Origin of the sequence: Companilactobacillus sp. FL22-1 (assembly GCF_043951805.1) — a bacterium.
Classification (GTDB): domain Bacteria; phylum Bacillota; class Bacilli; order Lactobacillales; family Lactobacillaceae; genus Companilactobacillus.
In genome coordinates this window covers 20,230-37,909 of sequence record NZ_JBINJY010000002.1, presented here as the reverse complement: position 1 = coordinate 37,909, position 17,680 = coordinate 20,230, and the positions used below count along the sequence as shown (strand labels likewise).

Here is a 17,680-nt window from a genome sequence, read left to right as displayed (position 1 = left end):
CAAAAGATATTTTCACTAATTATTATTGTTGATTAGGATTTAAAGTACTCAACAATTGTTCATAAGCAGTTTCATACTTTTGAACATCCCCGGCACCCATGAAAATCATCACTGAATTGTGATAATCCAATAGTGGTGAAAGGTCGTCAAGCGTAACAACTTTACCGCCCTTATGAATCTTATCTCCAAGATCTTTACTTGTAATATCGCCGTGGGCTTCACGAATTGAGCCAAAGATATTTGTCAAGTAAACTTCATCTGCTAAGTCGAGTGATTTAGCAAAATCATCCATCAAAGCTAAAGTTCTTGTATAGGTATGTGGTTGGAAAACAGCCACGATCTTTTTGTCAGGATATTTTTGTCTAGCAGCATCAATTGTTGCTTTGATTTCTTGTGGATGGTGAGCGTAGTCATCAATGATAACTTGGTCAGCCACTTTCTTTTCACTGAAACGTCTCTTAACACCACTGAAGGTTTGCAATTCACGGTTGATCAAAGCGTGATCAAGTTTTTCCATATGACCAACACCGATCACAGCTAAGGAATTCAAGACATTGTGTTCACCGAAGAGAGGAACTTGGAAGTTACCGATATTTTCACCATTGATAGAAACATCGAATGATGAACCTTTAACAGTTCGCTTGATGTTTGTAGCTCTGATGTAATCAGATTCATCCAAACCATAGGTATAGATCGGTGCATCGGCTTTGATTGACTTAGCATGTTTATCTTCACCCCAGATGAAGATACCCTTCTTTGTCTTTCTAGCTTCTGATTCAAAAGCATCGACAACATCGTCTATTCCACCAAAGAAGTAATCTGGGTGATCAAAGTCGATGTTCGTAATGATCAAGTAATCAGGTGAATAAGCTAAGAAGTGACGGCGGTACTCGTCAGCTTCAAAGACGAAGAACTTAGCATCTTTGATACCCTTACCAGTACCATCACCAATCAAATAAGATGTCTTGGCAATTCCACTCAAAGTATGTGCCAATAAACCAGTTGTACTTGTCTTACCATGTGAACCGGCAATACCGATCGAAGTATAGTTATCAACCAATTTACCGACCATTTCTGGATAAGTGATCACTGGCAAGTGCATATCGTTAGCTTTTTTAATTTCAACTTGATCATCATTAAAGGCATTTCCTTTAACAATCGTCAAACCTTCGTGAATATTTTCAGCGTCAAAAGGTAAAATTTTGATACCTGCTTGTTCAAGGCCACGTTGAGTAAATGTATATTTATCAATATCCGATCCTTGAACTTCATAACCAAGGTCCTTCAAAATAAGTGCCAATGCACTCATTCCGGTACCTTTAATTCCAACAAAATGATAGACTGTATTTTCCATAATAGCTCCTAATCAAACAAATTCTTTGCTGCTTCAAAATCAAATGCTTCACCAGCTGTACCCTGGTCAAGTACCAGAATACCACGCTTTTGCGGTGCATTTGGAATTCCTAGTTCTCTGGCTGAACAGATCATGCCATAACTATCGACCCCACGTAATTCACCAGGCCAAATTTCGTTGCCATTTGGCATCACGGCACCTGGAAGCGCGACAACTACTAGCTGTCCTTGATCGATATTGGGCGCACCACAAACGATTTGAACTGGTTCATCCAAACCGATATTAGTCTTTGTGATATGCAAATGATCTGAGTCAGGATGAGCTGAAATCTCATCAACATGACCAATCACAAACTTAGGTTCATTGTCGACAGCTAATTTGTCAGAAAAACCTGCTTTAGCAAGTGCATTATTTAAAACTTCAACTTGCTTTTCGTCAAGAAATACTTGACCTGATTGCTTTTGGATACCTAGTTCTTCACCAAGTCCAAAAAAATTGAAACCAATAGTTGTATCGGTTTCACTGTTAAAAATACGTACTACATTGTCTTTTTGAGTCGTGTCTTGAGTCGCTACATCTTCTGCAGTCTCAACGATCAAGACATCCCCCAAAACATCTGGATTATAAAAGCTTAATAGCAAGTTTTTTCCCTCACTTGATAAATTATTTGTTAATTACACTGTTCATAAAGGTCTCAACTTCTTCTTTAGTCTTTCGATCTTTATTTACTAGTCTACCAATTTCTTTACCATTTTCAATAACAACAAAGCTAGGAATTCCCATAATTCCTAATTCTTGAGCAATTTCCATATTGTCGTCACGATTGAAGCTGATCCAAGTGAAGTCGGAAAATTCACTCTCAAGTTCAGGCATTTTAGGTTCGATAAACTTGCAGTCAGGGCACCAGTCAGCATGCCAGCACATGACGTACTTTCCTGCTTTAGTCACTTCATGCCAGTCTTTTTCGTTATAGTCTTCAAATGTTTTCATATTATTCACCTCTTTAATTAAGATACTTTTAAATCTTTAAACGGTCAATTAAGTGCTCTTAAGTATTGGAATGATATATAATAGTGTTAATATATCATTAAATCGAAATCAAGGAGTGATTTTTATGAGTAAAAAAGGTATCGGTTCTTTAATCGTTGCTGGTACTGTACTAGTGGCATCCGCTGCAGCTACAGTTTTAGTAAAACACCATCTAGATAGCGAAAATATTATTAATAAGGTTAAGTCAGTTTTAGGCGAAGATAGTAAAGTGATCGGTTCATGGGTTGAACCCTTTTATCAAAGAGTTAACGTTAATGGACGAGCAACTTGGGGCATCGTCGGTGGCGTAACTACTATGGATGAGTTCGATGTGGCTCAATATCACTTCATTGCCGACGCAATTACTGGCGAACTATTAAACATCAAAAAAGTACAGTAGACACAATTAAATTATTTTTCAAAATGGGCTTTCAGAAAATTGATTCTGAAGCCTTTTTTTGAAAACTTTTCTTCATACTCGGTTTCGATATTGTTCAAATTGAGACCTTCGTTATTATGAAGATCTAAAGAAAGTTCGTCAAATTTCATTCCGTAGTTGTTCATACTGATCAATGAGTATTCGAACAAACCTTGGTTGTCAGTTTTGAATTGTAAATAACCATCAGCTTTTAAAATATATTGGTACTGTTTCAAAAACGACTTATAAGTCAAGCGACGCTTTTCATGACGAGTTTTAGGCCAAGGATCAGAAAAGTTTAAGTAAACTCCATCAATTTCATCTTCGGCAAAATATTCAGAAAGGTCAGCTCCATTAGCTAACAACAATTGCAAGTTGGGTAATTTTAACTCAACTTGCTTTTTTAGTACTAAGGCAATGGCCCCTTCTTGAACTTCCATCGCAATATAATTATTTTGCGGATTTTGCTTAGCTAATTCGGTAATGAATCTGCCTTTACCTGACCCCACTTCAATGAATAAAGGTTGTTCCTTAGCAAAACGGCTTTGCCATTTACCTTGCATATTTTCCGGCTGAATGGCGATCAAATCAAGATTGTCATTGATCATATCCTTAGCCCAAGGTTTGTTTCTTAGTCGCATAAATATTAATTCTCTCCATTAATCTAAATATTTTTTCAATTGTCGAGGCATGTAGAAATAGTTAACAAAAATCAAAACAGCCAATCCAGCTACGATGATGATCAAACTATTCACGCTAATGCCAAACTTATAAAAAATTGCGATCGCACTGATCAACCATTGAATCGCTAAAATTGTCGTACTCAACTTGGTAAAATCTGCGATTTTAGTCTTCCCACTTATTGGATAAAGCCGTTGCATCAAATTTTGCATAACCTCTTTGAAATAAGGTTTGAGTTGGAAACCAACTAAGTAGATGAACAGCATTTCCACGATCAATGAGATGTAGAAATTATCAATCAAGACTAACATAATAGCCTGAATAATCGTCAGACGCAAGAACAATCCAATATATTCATTATTTCTAATAAAACCACGTGCAAATAAATACAAGTAAGTATTGCTTGAAGATAACTTGATTGGACTCAGTAAACCATCCAGCCATTTACGACGTCTGATCTTGCTATTAACACCAGGTACGTCAGTAAAGAGATTGTAGAATCGCTTGATTCTAAACATTCTTTGATTTTCAGTAGCAATAGCATATTCCCACTGCAATTGACCACTAGTTTCCAAAGTCTTAACTTGTGTATTCAAAAATAAATAATATACCACGGCCACAATTAATATCGTCCAGCTAAAGAAATAGACTGATACGACTAAAGCAAACAACAGTAATAGATTCGTCACTAACCGCAGCTTGACACTACCTAAATGAACTCGACCATACAGTTCCAATAAATCGACATTCAAGAAAGCTAACTTGTAGACGATTAAACCAATCGCAATTGCCACGATGTCGATGACTTTCATCCCCGCACCACGGGAAGCAAAGGCTGACAACAAGAAATTAACCAATGCGACTGTCACGATTGGCAAAAAGATACTATAGTTTTTGGCAGCTTTCAAATAATTAAAGAATTCTTTTTCCTTCACTAATAGGAAAGTACTATCTGGTTCTTCCAATAAAGTAGCAATGCCACCCACTTGTAACGTCAAAAATAATAAGACGATCACAATTGGTTTTCCCAAGATCAAAGGTTGATGAATCGTCCCTAAAAGATTAGAATACCAAAATCCTAAAGCACCGATGAGGACGATAAAAGCCAAGACAAAATTGTCGTTGAAAATCAGTCGCAGATATTTGAACTGATCCAGTTGATGTCTTCTTAAACGTTCACTCCACAATTCTTTCATTAGAGATCCTCGTTAGACATCTTGATATAAATATCATCCAAATTGGAATCTTGACCCATATCAAATTTATTCTTCAACTGATCTAAAGTACCATCGGCTCGTACTTGACCATGATTGATCAAAACAAATTTATCGGCGTGATCTTGAACTGTTGCCAAAACGTGTGTGGACATCAAAACGGAACAACCGGCCTTTTTCTTTGCTTCAACAATCTTCAACAAATCATTGACCGCCAAAGGATCTAGCCCAGTAAATGGTTCATCGATGATGAAAAGTGCTGCATCAGTCATGAAGGCACAAACGATCATTACCTTTTGCTTCATACCTTTGGAAAAGTTCTGTGGAAACCAATCTAACTTATTATCTAATCGGAAAGTCTTCAATAATTTGTTAGCATTTTCCCAAGTTTGATCGTGATCCAGGTCATAAGCCATAATCGTCAGATCAATGTGCTCTTTTAAAGTCAATTCTGGATAAAGGATTGGCATTTCTGGTACATAAGCGATCTTTTTACGATATTTTTCCACATCGTCATGCAAACTTATTCCATCAATTAGGATCTGACCGCCACGAGGAGTCAATAAGCCAATGATATGCTTAATTGTCGTAGATTTACCGGCACCGTTCAGACCAATCAAACCTACTACTTGACCATTTTCAACTGTAAAGGTTTCTTTTTTTAAAACTGATACTTGACCATATCCACCGGTCAATTCTTTTACTTCTAAAGTCATGGTTTAAACCACCTATATCTGTTTTTAATAATGTTATTATGATAGCATTATAGTAAATATTATGCTGTTTTTTGAAAGGAGAAATTTTTTATGGATGACTGCATTTTTTGTAAAATTATTAACAATGAAATTCCTAGTACCACTATCTATGAGGACGATGATATCAAAGCTTTCTTTGATATTTCTCAAGTGACGCCGGGACACACTTTGGTTGTTCCTAAAAAGCACGTTCAAGACATCTTTGCTTATGACGAAGATCTAGCTGCTCGTGTCTTCAAAAAAGTACCGATGATTGCACGTGCCATCAAAGCTTCTAATCCAAAGATCATTGGAATGAACATTTGCCAAAACAATGGCGAGATCGCCTATCAAAGTGTAATGCATTCACACATTCACTTAGTCCCTCGTTATTCAAAAGACGACGACTTCTCAATGCACTGGGGCGATAATACTGGCCTTGCAAGCAATGAGGAACTGCAAGCACGTGCCGACAAGATCAAACAAAACTTGGAGGACTAATATGAAATTTTTTGCAGGTTTTACAATTGGCTCGATTTCTGGAATCGCCATTCAATTATTTCAATCAAAAGACAAACTTACTAATCTCAATGATACCAAGTTATTAAAGAATATTAAAGATTTTAAAGACATCTTAGCTGATCTGCAAAAAAACTCAGCCGTAGTTCCAGAAGTTATGTCAGATCTCAAAAATGATTTGACGGAATACACTCAAAGCATACAACCTGACGTCTTGGAGCTACAAAATTCTTTACAAGAGTTACATGAAAATCTCGATAAGTTCAACAAAATGTAGAACTAAATATGAATTTTTTATGATTTTTTCTTAAAATGATAAACTATTCACTTTATTTTATGGTAGTCTTTTCAGTTGTAGACATATTAATTAAGGATGTGTAAAGATGAATAAACGATTAACTAAATGGATCTTGGCTATTGCCGGTCTATTTATGATTACTGTTGTAGCAGGTTGTTCAAGTAATAAAACTGTTGCCACGCTTAAAGGCGGCAGAATTACTCAACAAGAATACTACGATGAAATGAAGACTTCTTCAGCTGGTAAGCAAACATTGCAAACAATGGTAATTACTAAAGCTTTGGAAGACCAATATGGCAAGGATGTATCCACAAAACAAGTAAATAGTGAATACAACAAGTACAAGAGCCAATATGGTTCATCATTTAGTCAAATTCTTCAACAAAACGGTATGACAACTGCCCAATTTAAGAAGAATATTCGTACTAACCTTCTTACAAAAGTTGCTTTGAAGAAGAACAAGACTGTTACAAACAGCGACCTTAAGAAAGAATGGAAGAGTTACCAACCTAAGATTACTGTAGCTCAAATTCTTGTAAGTAAAGAAGACACTGCTAAAGAAGTTATTACTAAACTTCAAAACGGTGAAGACTTCAGTAAGCTAGCTAAAGAATATTCAACTGACTCAGCCACAAAGAACAATGGTGGTAAGATGGATGCTTTCGATAACGACAGCACAAGCGTTGATACAGACTTCAAGAAGGCTGCATACAAACTTGACAAAGTCGGCGATTACACAGAAACACCTGTTAAAACTTCATACGGTTACAGCGTAATCAAACTTCTTAAGAAACCTGCTAAGGGTAAGATGAGCGATCACACTGCTGAACTTAAATCTAAGATCTATGCTTCATGGATGCAAGATTCAACTGTAATGCAAAAAGTTATTTCTAAAGTCTTGAAGAAGGCTGATGTTTCAATTAAGGACAAAGACTTGAAGGATGTTCTTTCTGGTTATGTCTCATCATCTTCATCAAGTAAATAATGATGATTAACTTAAGATACCCAAAACTGGGTATCTTTTTTTTATCCTGAATATTAAAAATCGTCTGGCAAAGATTTTTTTATCCGACTATTAACTATTGATGAATGAAAAAGTTTGTTTTTTCTAAGATTATTTTGCAATAGCCCGATACAATTTGATCAATAATAATTATAATTAGAAGGGACATTAATAAGACGTGACTCAAGACGATTGCACCCTTTTTACCAAATAATCGTCTTTCAGGTCATGCTTTTATTAACCATAACTAATTATCTTTTGAAAAAGTCTTAACTTTTTTTGGGCGAATTATCCTTCAATAATTGCTGGCATCAGCCTTTTTAGACGAAACTATAGCTTGTTTTATCTTTGGCAACAACGCTATTATATGAGTGGAACAATATTCAGCTTTTATTAGGAGGACTATTTCTATGGCAATTAAACGAGTTAAAGATCCCTTAGTTTACAGACGAATTTTACTAGCTGTCGATGAGGATGACCAAGCTTCAACTACCAAGGCTTTTCGCTTTGCGATGACACTGGCTCAAGATTACGACGCTAACCTAGGAATTGTTTCTGTAATGGAAAGTGAAGATATAAATATTTTTGATTCTTTAACACCAACTAAAATTGATGAAAAACGAAAAGAATTAAATAAAACTATTGATTATTATGTCCAAGCTGCAAAAGATAATGGTTTGAGTAATGTCGAATCGCTGCCTTATGAGGGGGGCGACATCGACGATGTTATCTTAGATCGTGTGATTCCAGATTTTAATCCAGACTTGATCGTAACTGGTGCCGATACGCAAGCTCCTCACTCGAAAATTTCTGGTGCAATCGGACCTCGTTTAGCTAAACATGCACCTGTGTCAGTCATCGTCGTCCGTTAACGGGAACCTCACTAGTAGGATTAACATACTACGAAAAGAGGCCTTGTCACTTTGAAACACCAAAAGGATTCAGAACAAGAGAATAAATTCATTGAAGATACCGGAACGACTCGTAAAAGTCTCGATGAAATCAATGGATCCATTGAAGTACCCGACAATGCTGGCTACTTCAAAACACTTTTAGCATATACCGGACCTGGTGCTTTAATTGCCGTCGGTTATATGGACCCCGGAAATTGGATCACCTCGATCGGTGGTGGTGCTCAATTTAAGTACACTTTATTGAGCGTTGTTTTACTGTCCAGTTTAATTGCAATGCTCTTGCAAGCCATGTCAGCCCGCTTAGGTATCGTAACCGGACGAGACTTAGCCCAATTGACCCGAGACCGAACTTCAAAGACTGGTGGTCTAATTCTCTGGGTAATAACTGAACTAGCTATCATGGCGACTGACGTGGCCGAAATCATCGGTTCTGGTATCGCTTTGGAATTATTGTTTGGTTTCCCACTGATTGTCGGAATTACTATTACTGCCTTTGATGTCTTGATTTTATTATTCTTAATGCGTTTAGGATTTCATAAAATTGAAGCCATTGTGGCAACTTTAGTGGCGGTGATCTTATTTGTCTTTGCCTATGAAGTTTTCCTATCTAAACCTGATGCATTAGGCGTTTTAGGTGGTTACGTTCCTCGGGCAAAGATTTTGACCAACCAGCCAATGCTTTACATGGCATTAGGTATTGTTGGTGCAACCGTTATGCCCCACGATTTATACCTTGGTTCGTCAATCTCACAGACACGTAAATATGATATTCACGATGAAGCTTCGGTCAGAAAAACGATCCGTTTTACCATTGCTGATTCCAATATTCAACTGACGATTGCTTTTGTCGTTAACAGCCTCTTATTGATTTTAGGAGCTGCCTTATTCTTTGGTACCCACAGTGAATTAGGACGTTTTGTCGACTTGTTCAACGCTTTAAGCAATCCTAAAATCGTCGGTGCAATTGCCAGTCCGATGTTGAGTATGCTATTTGCAATCGCGCTGTTAGCATCTGGTCAAAGCTCAACTATTACTGGTACTTTAGCCGGACAAATGATCATGGAAGGTTTCATTCACTTACGGATGCCATTGTGGGCTCAACGTTTGCTCACTCGTTTGATCTCTATCACCCCTGTTTTGGCTTTTGCCATCTATTACAAAGGAAATGAGGCCAAAATTGAAAGCTTATTGACCTTCTCACAAGTATTCTTGTCTGTTGCCTTGCCATTTGCCATGATTCCGTTAATTCTCTTTACTAGCGATAAGAAACTAATGGGACCTTTTGCCAATCGCCCTTGGGTCAAATATTTATCTTGGATCATTGCTGTTATCTTAATTATTTTAAATATTCAGTTGATTTGGCAAACTTTATTTTAAATTCTAGTGGTTAAAACACAATTCTAGACCTAAAAATCCACCTGATTCTAAACCTTAGAATCAGATGGATTTTTTATTATGCTTTATTGTGATTATAAAATGAACGGTTATCTAAACCAAAGATTCTCTCAGAGAATTGACCTTTATCAGTCTTTTCCAAGGCTTTAGTGATCATGTTGATTGAAGCATCCATCATATCAATTTCATGCAAAACTTCTGCTTCCAATAACTTAGGACGCTCTGGTGAACCATATTCTAACAAGCCATGATGCGAGAGGATCATGTGCCGCAAAAGAATCATATCTTCACTATCTAAGTTGATTTTCAAATCCTCTGCCGCCTTAACGATCTCCTCGTCAACAATCGTAATATGACCTAGCATATTACCCTCAAAGGTATATTCGATATCCAAATTGCCTGTCAATTCAATAATTTTGCCAAAATCGTGCAAGCAGGCTCCTGCAATCAATAAGGCTCGGTCAATTTGAGGATAGAGGTCAGATATTTTTTCAGCTATCCGAACCATGCTCAAAGTATGATAGGCTAAACCACCCTGAAAATCATGATGATTGACTTTGGCTGCCGCACTTGTAAAGAAGCGGTCATGATACTTTTTGAATAGATATCTCACAATTCGATTCCAGGCACCATTAGTGATCTGTAAAAAGATGTCATCAAACTCAGCTTCCATTTCAACTCGTTTTATAGGTGCTGTCTGCACAAACTGTGACATGTCTACCGTATTAGGATCTAATAGTCCTAGACGAGTGATATTGACTTGAGGCTTGCCTTGATACAAGTCACGACGTCCTTCTAGTTGTACCACGGTACCAACTTTAAAGCGCTTGGCGTCCTCTTCACTGGCATCCCAATATTTCCCAGGGATTTGACCAGTCTTATCTTCAAAGACTAATGACAAGAAGTTTTTACCATTTTTAACCAAACGAAAGTCTGATCGTTTGATGATCACCTCTAAACTCATATCGTCGCCCTTATTAAAATCAATTATATGCTTCAACAACTTCTGGTTCCTCCAACTTCAAAATATGGTCATCAGGAATTTCCTTAGGTTGGTTCGCAGTTACGTAAATTACCTGATTAGTCTTGGCGATTTCCTTAATTAATTTGAAAACATTCTCGGTTCGAGAGAGGTCAAAATCAACAAAGGCATCGTCGATCAATATTGGCAATTTGATCAAGTCAGAAATTTCGGTCACAAAAGCCAATCTCAAGGCAAGATACAACTGAATCGTAGTCGCCTTTGATAACTCATGGACGTCAAAATTATTCTTGGTCGCACTCATTACAGCAATATTCTTATCTTTAAAGTTAATTTTGACATAGTGACCATCGGTCAACAAGTTGAAATATTGCGTAGCTTGAGCAATCATCTTAGGATAACGGTTTTCTGTAGCAATATTGAGCATATTCCGAATCCATTCACTGGCTAACTTGTGCGAGATCCATTCGTCATAATTATCAATAATATCTGCTTTATTCTGAGCCAACTCGGCCACAATATGTTGATATTGCTGATTATCGAAGATCTGTTGCATCTGTTCTTTCAGGGAACCCATCTGTCGACTCAACTGGTTATTCTTGTCAGATAAAGCATCTTTTTGAGCCACCGCCTGATTTAATTCACTCAACAACTGATCATGCGTAGCATATTTTTGTAATAATTCCAGATCATTGCCCAAAAAGGCTTGATCTTGCTTGATTTCAGTCAGGAATTTTTGATTTTCAACTTGTTGGGTATGCATGCGGGTAAAAGCATTCATATTGACAGCTTGGTACTTTTGAAGAATGGCAAAAATCTCTTGATTTAACTCTTTCAAACGAACTGTCCGTTCTTGATCGACCCGCTCATTTTCGGCTTTATTTTGTTCTGCTAAATCAGCCTTAGCTTTGATCTGATCCAAACGGTTAAAGTATTTTTCAATTTGTTCATTGTAATTATCGTCACGATAAGATTCATCGATCACATTCAATTCCAATAAAATCTTCCGCCATTTATTCAAGTCAACTTCAATTGATTTGATACCGTCAACCAGACCATTTTGGGTCGTATGATAATTATCGAGGGCAATTACCGTACCTTGAATGCCTAAAATAACTTCCCGTTTTAAACCTTGATAGCCTTTTTGTTTGATAAAGTCATACTTTTCAAAATCATCAGTTCCATTTTGTTGTTCTTGATACCAGTACCAGACACCACCAGCAATCGCGGCAATGATGAACGGCCAGCGAAGTGGATTGACGATAAAGGCCAGAATCACAGCAACCCCACAGACTATTAGCGGCAAATTGTTGCTCTTTTTAGCACTTGGGGTCAGTTTTTCGATCTCATCCCCAGTCAATGGCAACATGTGCTCTGTCAATTCCGGATGATTTTGGAACAATTGATCAACTTGTGTATCAACTTTCAACAGCTTGGAATTCATATCATCGCGGTGAAATTGCAGATTCTGCAACTCAAACTTCTGGTTACGGACATAGTCCAAACGTGTTTGATTGATCTGGTAATTATTTAAAATATTCTTCTCAACATTATCCAAATCGGCTAATTTGTTAGTTGTGGATGTCTCTTTCAATGTACTTAGTTCTTGATTGGCTTGAAGAACCCGCTCCCAATCCCCACTATCGATCACTGGAGTGGCGGTTTGTTGAAAATGATTATTTTGTTGAAAACGCTCGTACCGAAGCCACTTCTTATCTAAATTACGCAGATTATTTTCAGTTGCACTCGCCTGTTTTAACGATTGTTCATTCTTTTCAAACTCATTCTGGGTTGCTTGCAACTCTTGTTCAACTCTTTGATAAGCTACCTGCTGATTTTCAATTTCAGATTTTTGGCTCAACAGCTCGTCTCGACGTTTCAAGTCAACTGTTAGCGTTTGCTTTTGACCACGTGGTTTGTATATATCGTCAGCAACGTGCTCAATGTTGTCAGCGGCGACTAACCATTCCTTACTCCCGACCGCTCCAATCGACATGATCTCTGTTTCAAGCTTCTTTTCATCGAGACCATAAATCGACAAAATATTCTTATCATCAAAGAGATGAGTACTTTCGTAATCTTCCTTATTAAAACTGCCAACAATTTCTGTCAGCAAACTATTAGGAACTAACTGATCGTCATGGTATAAGGTCAACTCTCCGTCGCCTTTACCATCAACTCTTTTGACCGTCCAAAAGCTGCCATCTGAAGCCTTAAAAATCAACTCGCCGCCATACTTACTGCCATTATGGGGTTTATATTGTAAAAACTTGTTCTCGCCTCGTGCGGAGGCAAAGCCAAACAAAATACTCTCAATAAAATGCAACAATGTCGTTTTACCGGCCTCGTTGGCTCCAAAAATAACTTGATAATCTTGTTCAAAGTTAAACTTTTGGTCGACCCATTTGCCGAAGCCATAAATATTCGCCTTAACTAATTTCACGATTATTCTCCAGTATATTTTTGATTAATTGTATTGCGAGTCATTTCCGTTATAACTTTCAAGAAATCCGGATCGTTGATATGATCACGAATGATACTTGATGAATACAATTTAGTATCTAAATCTTTGATTTTGTCTAAATCAATTGTCATCCTTTGGGCTTCATCCCAATATCGTTGATCAATTTGAGCCAATTGTGGATTGTCATTAAACTTCAAATAAATTTTATAGAGGACACTTGCAGTCTCCATTTGATTGAAATGCTGCAAGACTTCATTTCGTTCTACCGTCTTTAGAACATCGCTATTTAAGTTTTGAGCATTGTTGATCGTCAACGTCAATAGCACATTAGACGTCACTAACAAATCTGAGATCCGAGTGATCAAAGAATCAACAGTATCATCGCTCTTAGCATTCAAGACAGCCTTATCCCACGTATAAACGCTGCTCTTAACGAATTTTAATTCAGTTTGATGATTTGCTTGTGAAACAATATAAAAGCCCTTAGGAGTCGTATCGTTTTGATTACGGCCTTGAATATCGCCAGAATATACTACAAGAGGATTTTGGTGAAGGATCTGCCGTTTATGAATATGGCCTAAAGCCCAGTAATCATAACCTTTAGCTAACAATTCACTGACTTGAAAAGGTGCATAATTATCGTCACCAACACCAGCATGCAAAATCCCAATCTGATAATCGAAATCCCCACGCTGTGGATACTCTTGAATCATCGCCTGATTAACATGTTGTTGATGATAGCTAAAACCAGTCAAACCAACTCTTTGACCATCTTGAGTCACCTGTTCAAAAGTCTGAACTTCTTCACCAAAAACTTTTACATTGCTTGGAAACTTTACGACAGCAAAATTATTCCGATAATAATCATGATTACCGTAAATTAAATAAACCTTAATATCGGCCTGATTCAACTTTTCAAATTCATCACGCAAAAACATCTGGGCTTTTAATGAGCTGTCCGTATCATCAAAAATGTCCCCCGCTAGAATCACAAAATCGACCTTCTGTTCGATCGCAGTGGTAAACATTTGCTTAGCAGCTTGATAAGTCGATTGTTGTAACTGTTTTTGCAGATCTTTTGAAAAATTGCTAATGCCGACAAAAGGTGTATCTAAATGTAAGTCTGCTGCATGCAAAAATTTCATTTTAAAGCTCCCTTGTAAAAGAAAAGGACTTGAGCAAATTACTTAAGCCCTAAGTCCTTGTTATTAATTTTGATAAATTTCAGCGATAGGTTTTGAAATGATCTTGTTCAATTCATCCATCATTGAGTTCATCTTTTGCTCTTTTTCCATTAAGTTTTGGATTTCAGTGTAATTTGAAAGTTGGTCTGTTAATTCACGCATTGCATTAATGTCTTCGTCAGTAATTTCTTGACCTTGCATTTGCTTTTGTTGAAGTTCAAATTGTTTATTTTGTACTTTGTCAAAAAGCTTGTAAGCGAGGTCGTTGGCTTTAACAGCTTCGAAAGCAAGCTTTAATTCAGCAACCTCTGTTGTCTTTCTCAAATCTTGTTCGAGTTGATTAGCACTATCGTAAATGTTCATAAAGTCCTCCTATTGACCAAAAAAGTTCTTAATATCATTATACCATTGTGAAGCTTTATTTTTAATGTTGTTTACTCCATCTTGAATAGATTTAGTAATATCTGAATTGCCACTATCGGAATTATTGTCCTCAGCTAATTTAGCTGCATCTTTAACTCCAAAATCAGTTTCTTCTGTATCTGGTAAAATACCCGTCATCTCATCTTTGAACAAGGCAGATAAACCATTTTCACTTGCTCCAGGCAAGAAATGATCTTTATCCGTCTTGTCAAAACCGATCCAACTGGCAACAACTACGTCTGGCGTGTAACCGATCATCCACTGATCTTTAGTTCCAGCATAGCCGTATGAATCAGGAACTTCGGTACTACCAGTTTTACCAGCAATCTGATAGTTTAATGGCTTCGCTAGTTTACCAGTTCCCTCGTTATAAACGCCTAGCATCATACTAGTCATTTCTTTAGCAGTATTCTTACTAATAATCTGTTTGTTTGATGTGTCGGTATTATTCACGATCACAGTTCCCGTTGAATCAACGATTTTAGTAATAAAGTGAGTATTGGCCAACTTACCTTCATTGGCAAAGGCCGTATAAGCTCGTGCCATTTGTAAAGGATTGACCCCTGTCGTCAACCCACCCAGTGCCAAAGCTAAGTTTTGGTCATTTTTATGAACTTTGATACCGAAGTTCTCGACTGAATCCACACCCTTTTTCACACCGATCTTATCGAGTAAAGCCACGGCAGGAATATTCTCACTTTGATAGAGGGCTTTATACATTGGGATAGTCTTTGAATACAAGCCATCCGCATTAGTTGGGGCATACTTATTCTTACCAAAAGTCGTGATTTCATTAGGAAGCTCTGAATCATAACTGTAACCATTCTCAATTGCTGGCGTATAGACAGCTAATGGTTTGATAGTTGAACCAGGTTGTCGTTGCATTTGACTTGAGGTAGCACGATTATAACCACGGAAAGTATGGTCGCCTCGACCACCAACAACAGCCAAAATACCGCCATTCTTAGGATTGACCGCAATAGAAGCCCCTTGGACTTTAGTACCATCGCTGGCATTAGATGGGAAGAGATAACTTTTATCAAACGTCGACTGCATTGAACTTTGCATTTTTTGATCAAGCGTCGTGTAGATCTTATAGCCCTTGTTCAAAATATCGTCTTCCTTTAAGCCATACTTGTTGACCGCTTCATCGATGACGGCGTCAAAGAAATAAGGATATTTGTACGAACTGCTGACTTCATAATTGTCATTCACACTGATAGGCGTATTCTTATAATATGAGGCCTGTGAAGCTGTCAATTTCTGATTTTGGACCATCAAATCGAGAACCAAATTACGTCTGGCAGTTGAATTTTTCAAACTATCGATAGGATTATAAGCATTTGGTGCTTTCAATATCCCGGCTAAAACCGCAGCTTCAGCTGGATCAAGTTCAGAAGCATTTTTCCCAAAATACTTTTCGGACGCATCTTGAACGCCCCAGACTCCGTTACCAAAGTATGCGTTGTTCAGATACATCGTGATGATTTCTTTTTTAGAATACACATGATTGATTTCAATCGATAAGAAAAGTTCCTCACCTTTTCTTGAAAGTGTCTGTTTTTGTGTCAAAAGCGAATTCTTAGCCAACTGTTGGGTCAAAGTACTACCACCACCGGAAATACCATGATGGATCAAATATCCCAAAGCAGCTCTAATATAACCTTTGATACTGAATCCTGGATTGGTCCAAAATGTTCGGTCTTCAGTTGAAGTAACAGCATTTTGGATATTTTTGGAAATCTTGTCGTAACTAACATACGTACCTTTGTTAGCGTATAATTGACCGGCATTATCGCCGTCTTTATCGATAATTGTCGTCTTTGTTTGTAAAGATGACTGTAAATCTTGAACGTTGCTAGTTTTAGCCTTAAAAGTCCAGTAACTACTCAAAACTAAAATTAACGTTAAAACCAGTAAGATTATCCAACGAGTTAATTGGAATCTCTTCCAGTATTTCTTGATAAAGGACCAAGCAACTAGTAATTTGGGTTTTAACCAATCCCAAAAACCATTGTTATTATTCATTGTTTAAATACCTCTGTATAAGAACAAATTTTATCACATTATTGCTCTATTTTATAAATTACTCGCAGAATCTTTAAGGAGTCGACACCAAATGTACCAAAAAATTGTGACCTATCACCGCGAAAACAATGAAGTTCTTACACTTCGAGAGCTCTTAAAAAAATGGCTCATTCCCAAAAAATGGCAACATTTTTTTAGAATCCAACAAGACGTTTTGATCAACGGACATTACCAGCCTTTCAATACAATTGTCAATGACCGCGACCAAATTACGTTGAATTTTAATTTTCCACCACGAAGCGCCCAAACTTATTTACCGGGCAACGACAATGTAGACATAGTCTATGAAGATAACGACATCCTAATAGCTAATAAACCGGCGGGAAAAAAGACTCACCCCAATCTTGCTAGTGAAAGTGACTCCTTAATGAACGATGTTGAATCATACTTAAAGAATGGTCATCCCTATATGGTCCATCGCATCGACATGGAGACCTCAGGTTTAGTCTTGATCAGTAAAACTCCTTACCTGGTCCCTATCTTTAATCGCCAGCTCAGCACTAAGACGCTCCATCGAGAATACCTGGCGTTAGTAAACTTAGACAGCCCCATCCAAAACAGTGGCACGATCGACCTTCCCATTGCTCAAGACCCGACCGACGTCCGCAAAAGAATTGTCGCAACAGATGGTCTCAGCGCCCAAACAGATTTTCAAGTCATCAAAAAAACCTCAAAATTTGCCTTACTAAAATTGAATCTACACACGGGTCGAACTCATCAGCTACGAGTTCATTTAGCATTTAATCACTGGCCGATCGTCAATGATCCACTCTACAATCCTCATCCAAAAAAAGGTGAAATGGCTCTTTTCGCCCACAAATTAACCTTTCAGCAACCTTTCTCCAATCAAAATAAAATTATTCAAGCAAAGTTATCAGAAAATATGTATAATTTAATATGTGCTGATTTAAAGCAACCAAAAAGCTCACCTAATCCCGACAATTAGGTGAGCTCTTCTTTTATGTTCAGAAAGAAGTTTT

The 17,680-nt window shown here is 37.4% G+C and carries 18 protein-coding genes; 7 read left to right on the top strand and 11 right to left on the bottom strand.

Translation table 11 applies throughout. The features are described from left to right. Positions 1-22: 22 nt before the first annotated feature. Genes murC through ACG72T_RS01630 form a run of 3 tightly spaced genes read right to left on the bottom strand, consistent with a single transcriptional unit; the run spans position 23 to position 2,344 of the window. Entirely contained in the window at positions 23-1,354 is a 1,332-nt protein-coding gene (murC, locus tag ACG72T_RS01640; protein ID WP_395264204.1) for a UDP-N-acetylmuramate--L-alanine ligase, read from the bottom strand. A gap of 8 nt (positions 1,355-1,362) precedes the next feature. Next, a complete protein-coding gene (gene ytpR, locus ACG72T_RS01635) occupies positions 1,363-1,995 on the bottom strand; it encodes a YtpR family tRNA-binding protein (protein WP_395264203.1) in 633 nt (210 codons plus the stop codon). Between the two features lie 22 nt (positions 1,996-2,017). Continuing rightward, positions 2,018-2,344, bottom strand: a complete 327-nt coding sequence (locus ACG72T_RS01630) for a thioredoxin family protein (protein WP_395264202.1) — start codon at positions 2,342-2,344, stop codon at positions 2,018-2,020. A gap of 124 nt (positions 2,345-2,468) precedes the next feature. Here ACG72T_RS01630 and ACG72T_RS01625 point away from each other — a divergent pair, with 124 nt between their 5' ends. After that, positions 2,469-2,783, top strand: coding sequence for a hypothetical protein (locus tag ACG72T_RS01625; RefSeq protein WP_395264201.1), 315 nt, complete (start codon positions 2,469-2,471; stop codon positions 2,781-2,783). Positions 2,784-2,794: 11 nt separating this feature from the next. On the opposite strand, the gene trmB is transcribed toward ACG72T_RS01625, so the two are convergent. Genes trmB through ACG72T_RS01610 form a run of 3 tightly spaced genes read right to left on the bottom strand, consistent with a single transcriptional unit; the run spans position 2,795 to position 5,412 of the window. Beyond that, a complete protein-coding gene (gene trmB, locus ACG72T_RS01620; RefSeq protein ID WP_395264200.1) occupies positions 2,795-3,442 on the bottom strand; it encodes a tRNA (guanosine(46)-N7)-methyltransferase TrmB in 648 nt (215 codons plus the stop codon). An 18-nt stretch (positions 3,443-3,460) separates the two neighbouring features. Continuing rightward, a complete protein-coding gene (locus tag ACG72T_RS01615) occupies positions 3,461-4,678 on the bottom strand; it encodes an ABC transporter permease (RefSeq protein ID WP_395264199.1) in 1,218 nt (405 codons plus the stop codon). Next, on the bottom strand, positions 4,678-5,412 hold the full coding sequence (locus tag ACG72T_RS01610) for an ABC transporter ATP-binding protein (protein WP_395264198.1): 735 nt from the start codon (positions 5,410-5,412) through the stop codon (positions 4,678-4,680). Before ACG72T_RS01610 ends, ACG72T_RS01615 begins: the two co-directional genes overlap by 1 nt. A 90-nt stretch (positions 5,413-5,502) precedes the next feature. Here ACG72T_RS01610 and ACG72T_RS01605 point away from each other — a divergent pair, with 90 nt between their 5' ends. The 5 genes from ACG72T_RS01605 to ACG72T_RS01585 all read left to right on the top strand — a co-directional run bounded on the left by ACG72T_RS01605 (position 5,503) and on the right by ACG72T_RS01585 (position 9,541). Next, positions 5,503-5,931, top strand: coding sequence for an HIT family protein (locus ACG72T_RS01605; RefSeq protein WP_395264197.1), 429 nt, complete (start codon positions 5,503-5,505; stop codon positions 5,929-5,931). A gap of 1 nt (position 5,932) precedes the next feature. Beyond that, positions 5,933-6,226: a hypothetical protein gene (locus ACG72T_RS01600; protein WP_395264196.1), complete on the top strand. Its 294-nt coding sequence runs from the start codon at positions 5,933-5,935 to the stop codon at positions 6,224-6,226. A gap of 106 nt (positions 6,227-6,332) precedes the next feature. Further along, entirely contained in the window at positions 6,333-7,232 is a 900-nt protein-coding gene (locus ACG72T_RS01595; protein WP_395264195.1) for a peptidylprolyl isomerase PrsA, read from the top strand. 428 nt (positions 7,233-7,660) lie between these two features. Continuing rightward, entirely contained in the window at positions 7,661-8,122 is a 462-nt protein-coding gene (locus tag ACG72T_RS01590; RefSeq protein ID WP_395264194.1) for a universal stress protein, read from the top strand. Between the two features lie 51 nt (positions 8,123-8,173). Next, positions 8,174-9,541 (top strand): Nramp family divalent metal transporter, encoded by a 1,368-nt coding sequence (locus ACG72T_RS01585; RefSeq protein ID WP_395264193.1) that lies wholly within the window; start codon positions 8,174-8,176, stop codon positions 9,539-9,541. Positions 9,542-9,617: 76 nt separating this feature from the next. On the opposite strand, the gene ACG72T_RS01580 is transcribed toward ACG72T_RS01585, so the two are convergent. From ACG72T_RS01580 to ACG72T_RS01560, 5 genes are all read right to left on the bottom strand, one after another. Continuing rightward, positions 9,618-10,523: a 3'-5' exoribonuclease YhaM family protein gene (locus ACG72T_RS01580; protein ID WP_395264468.1), complete on the bottom strand. Its 906-nt coding sequence runs from the start codon at positions 10,521-10,523 to the stop codon at positions 9,618-9,620. A 19-nt stretch (positions 10,524-10,542) separates the two neighbouring features. Continuing rightward, positions 10,543-12,984, bottom strand: a complete 2,442-nt coding sequence (locus tag ACG72T_RS01575; RefSeq protein ID WP_395264192.1) for an AAA family ATPase — start codon at positions 12,982-12,984, stop codon at positions 10,543-10,545. Between the two features lie 2 nt (positions 12,985-12,986). Further along, positions 12,987-14,150 (bottom strand): exonuclease SbcCD subunit D, encoded by a 1,164-nt coding sequence (locus tag ACG72T_RS01570; protein WP_395264191.1) that lies wholly within the window; start codon positions 14,148-14,150, stop codon positions 12,987-12,989. A 63-nt stretch (positions 14,151-14,213) separates the two neighbouring features. Continuing rightward, entirely contained in the window at positions 14,214-14,552 is a 339-nt protein-coding gene (locus ACG72T_RS01565; RefSeq protein WP_395264190.1) for a YlbF family regulator, read from the bottom strand. 9 nt (positions 14,553-14,561) lie between these two features. Then, positions 14,562-16,640, bottom strand: coding sequence for a PBP1A family penicillin-binding protein (locus ACG72T_RS01560; protein ID WP_395264189.1), 2,079 nt, complete (start codon positions 16,638-16,640; stop codon positions 14,562-14,564). A gap of 91 nt (positions 16,641-16,731) precedes the next feature. Between ACG72T_RS01560 and ACG72T_RS01555 the strand changes: the two genes are divergently transcribed. Then, positions 16,732-17,646: an RluA family pseudouridine synthase gene (locus tag ACG72T_RS01555; RefSeq protein ID WP_395264188.1), complete on the top strand. Its 915-nt coding sequence runs from the start codon at positions 16,732-16,734 to the stop codon at positions 17,644-17,646. Positions 17,647-17,680: the final 34 nt, after the last annotated feature.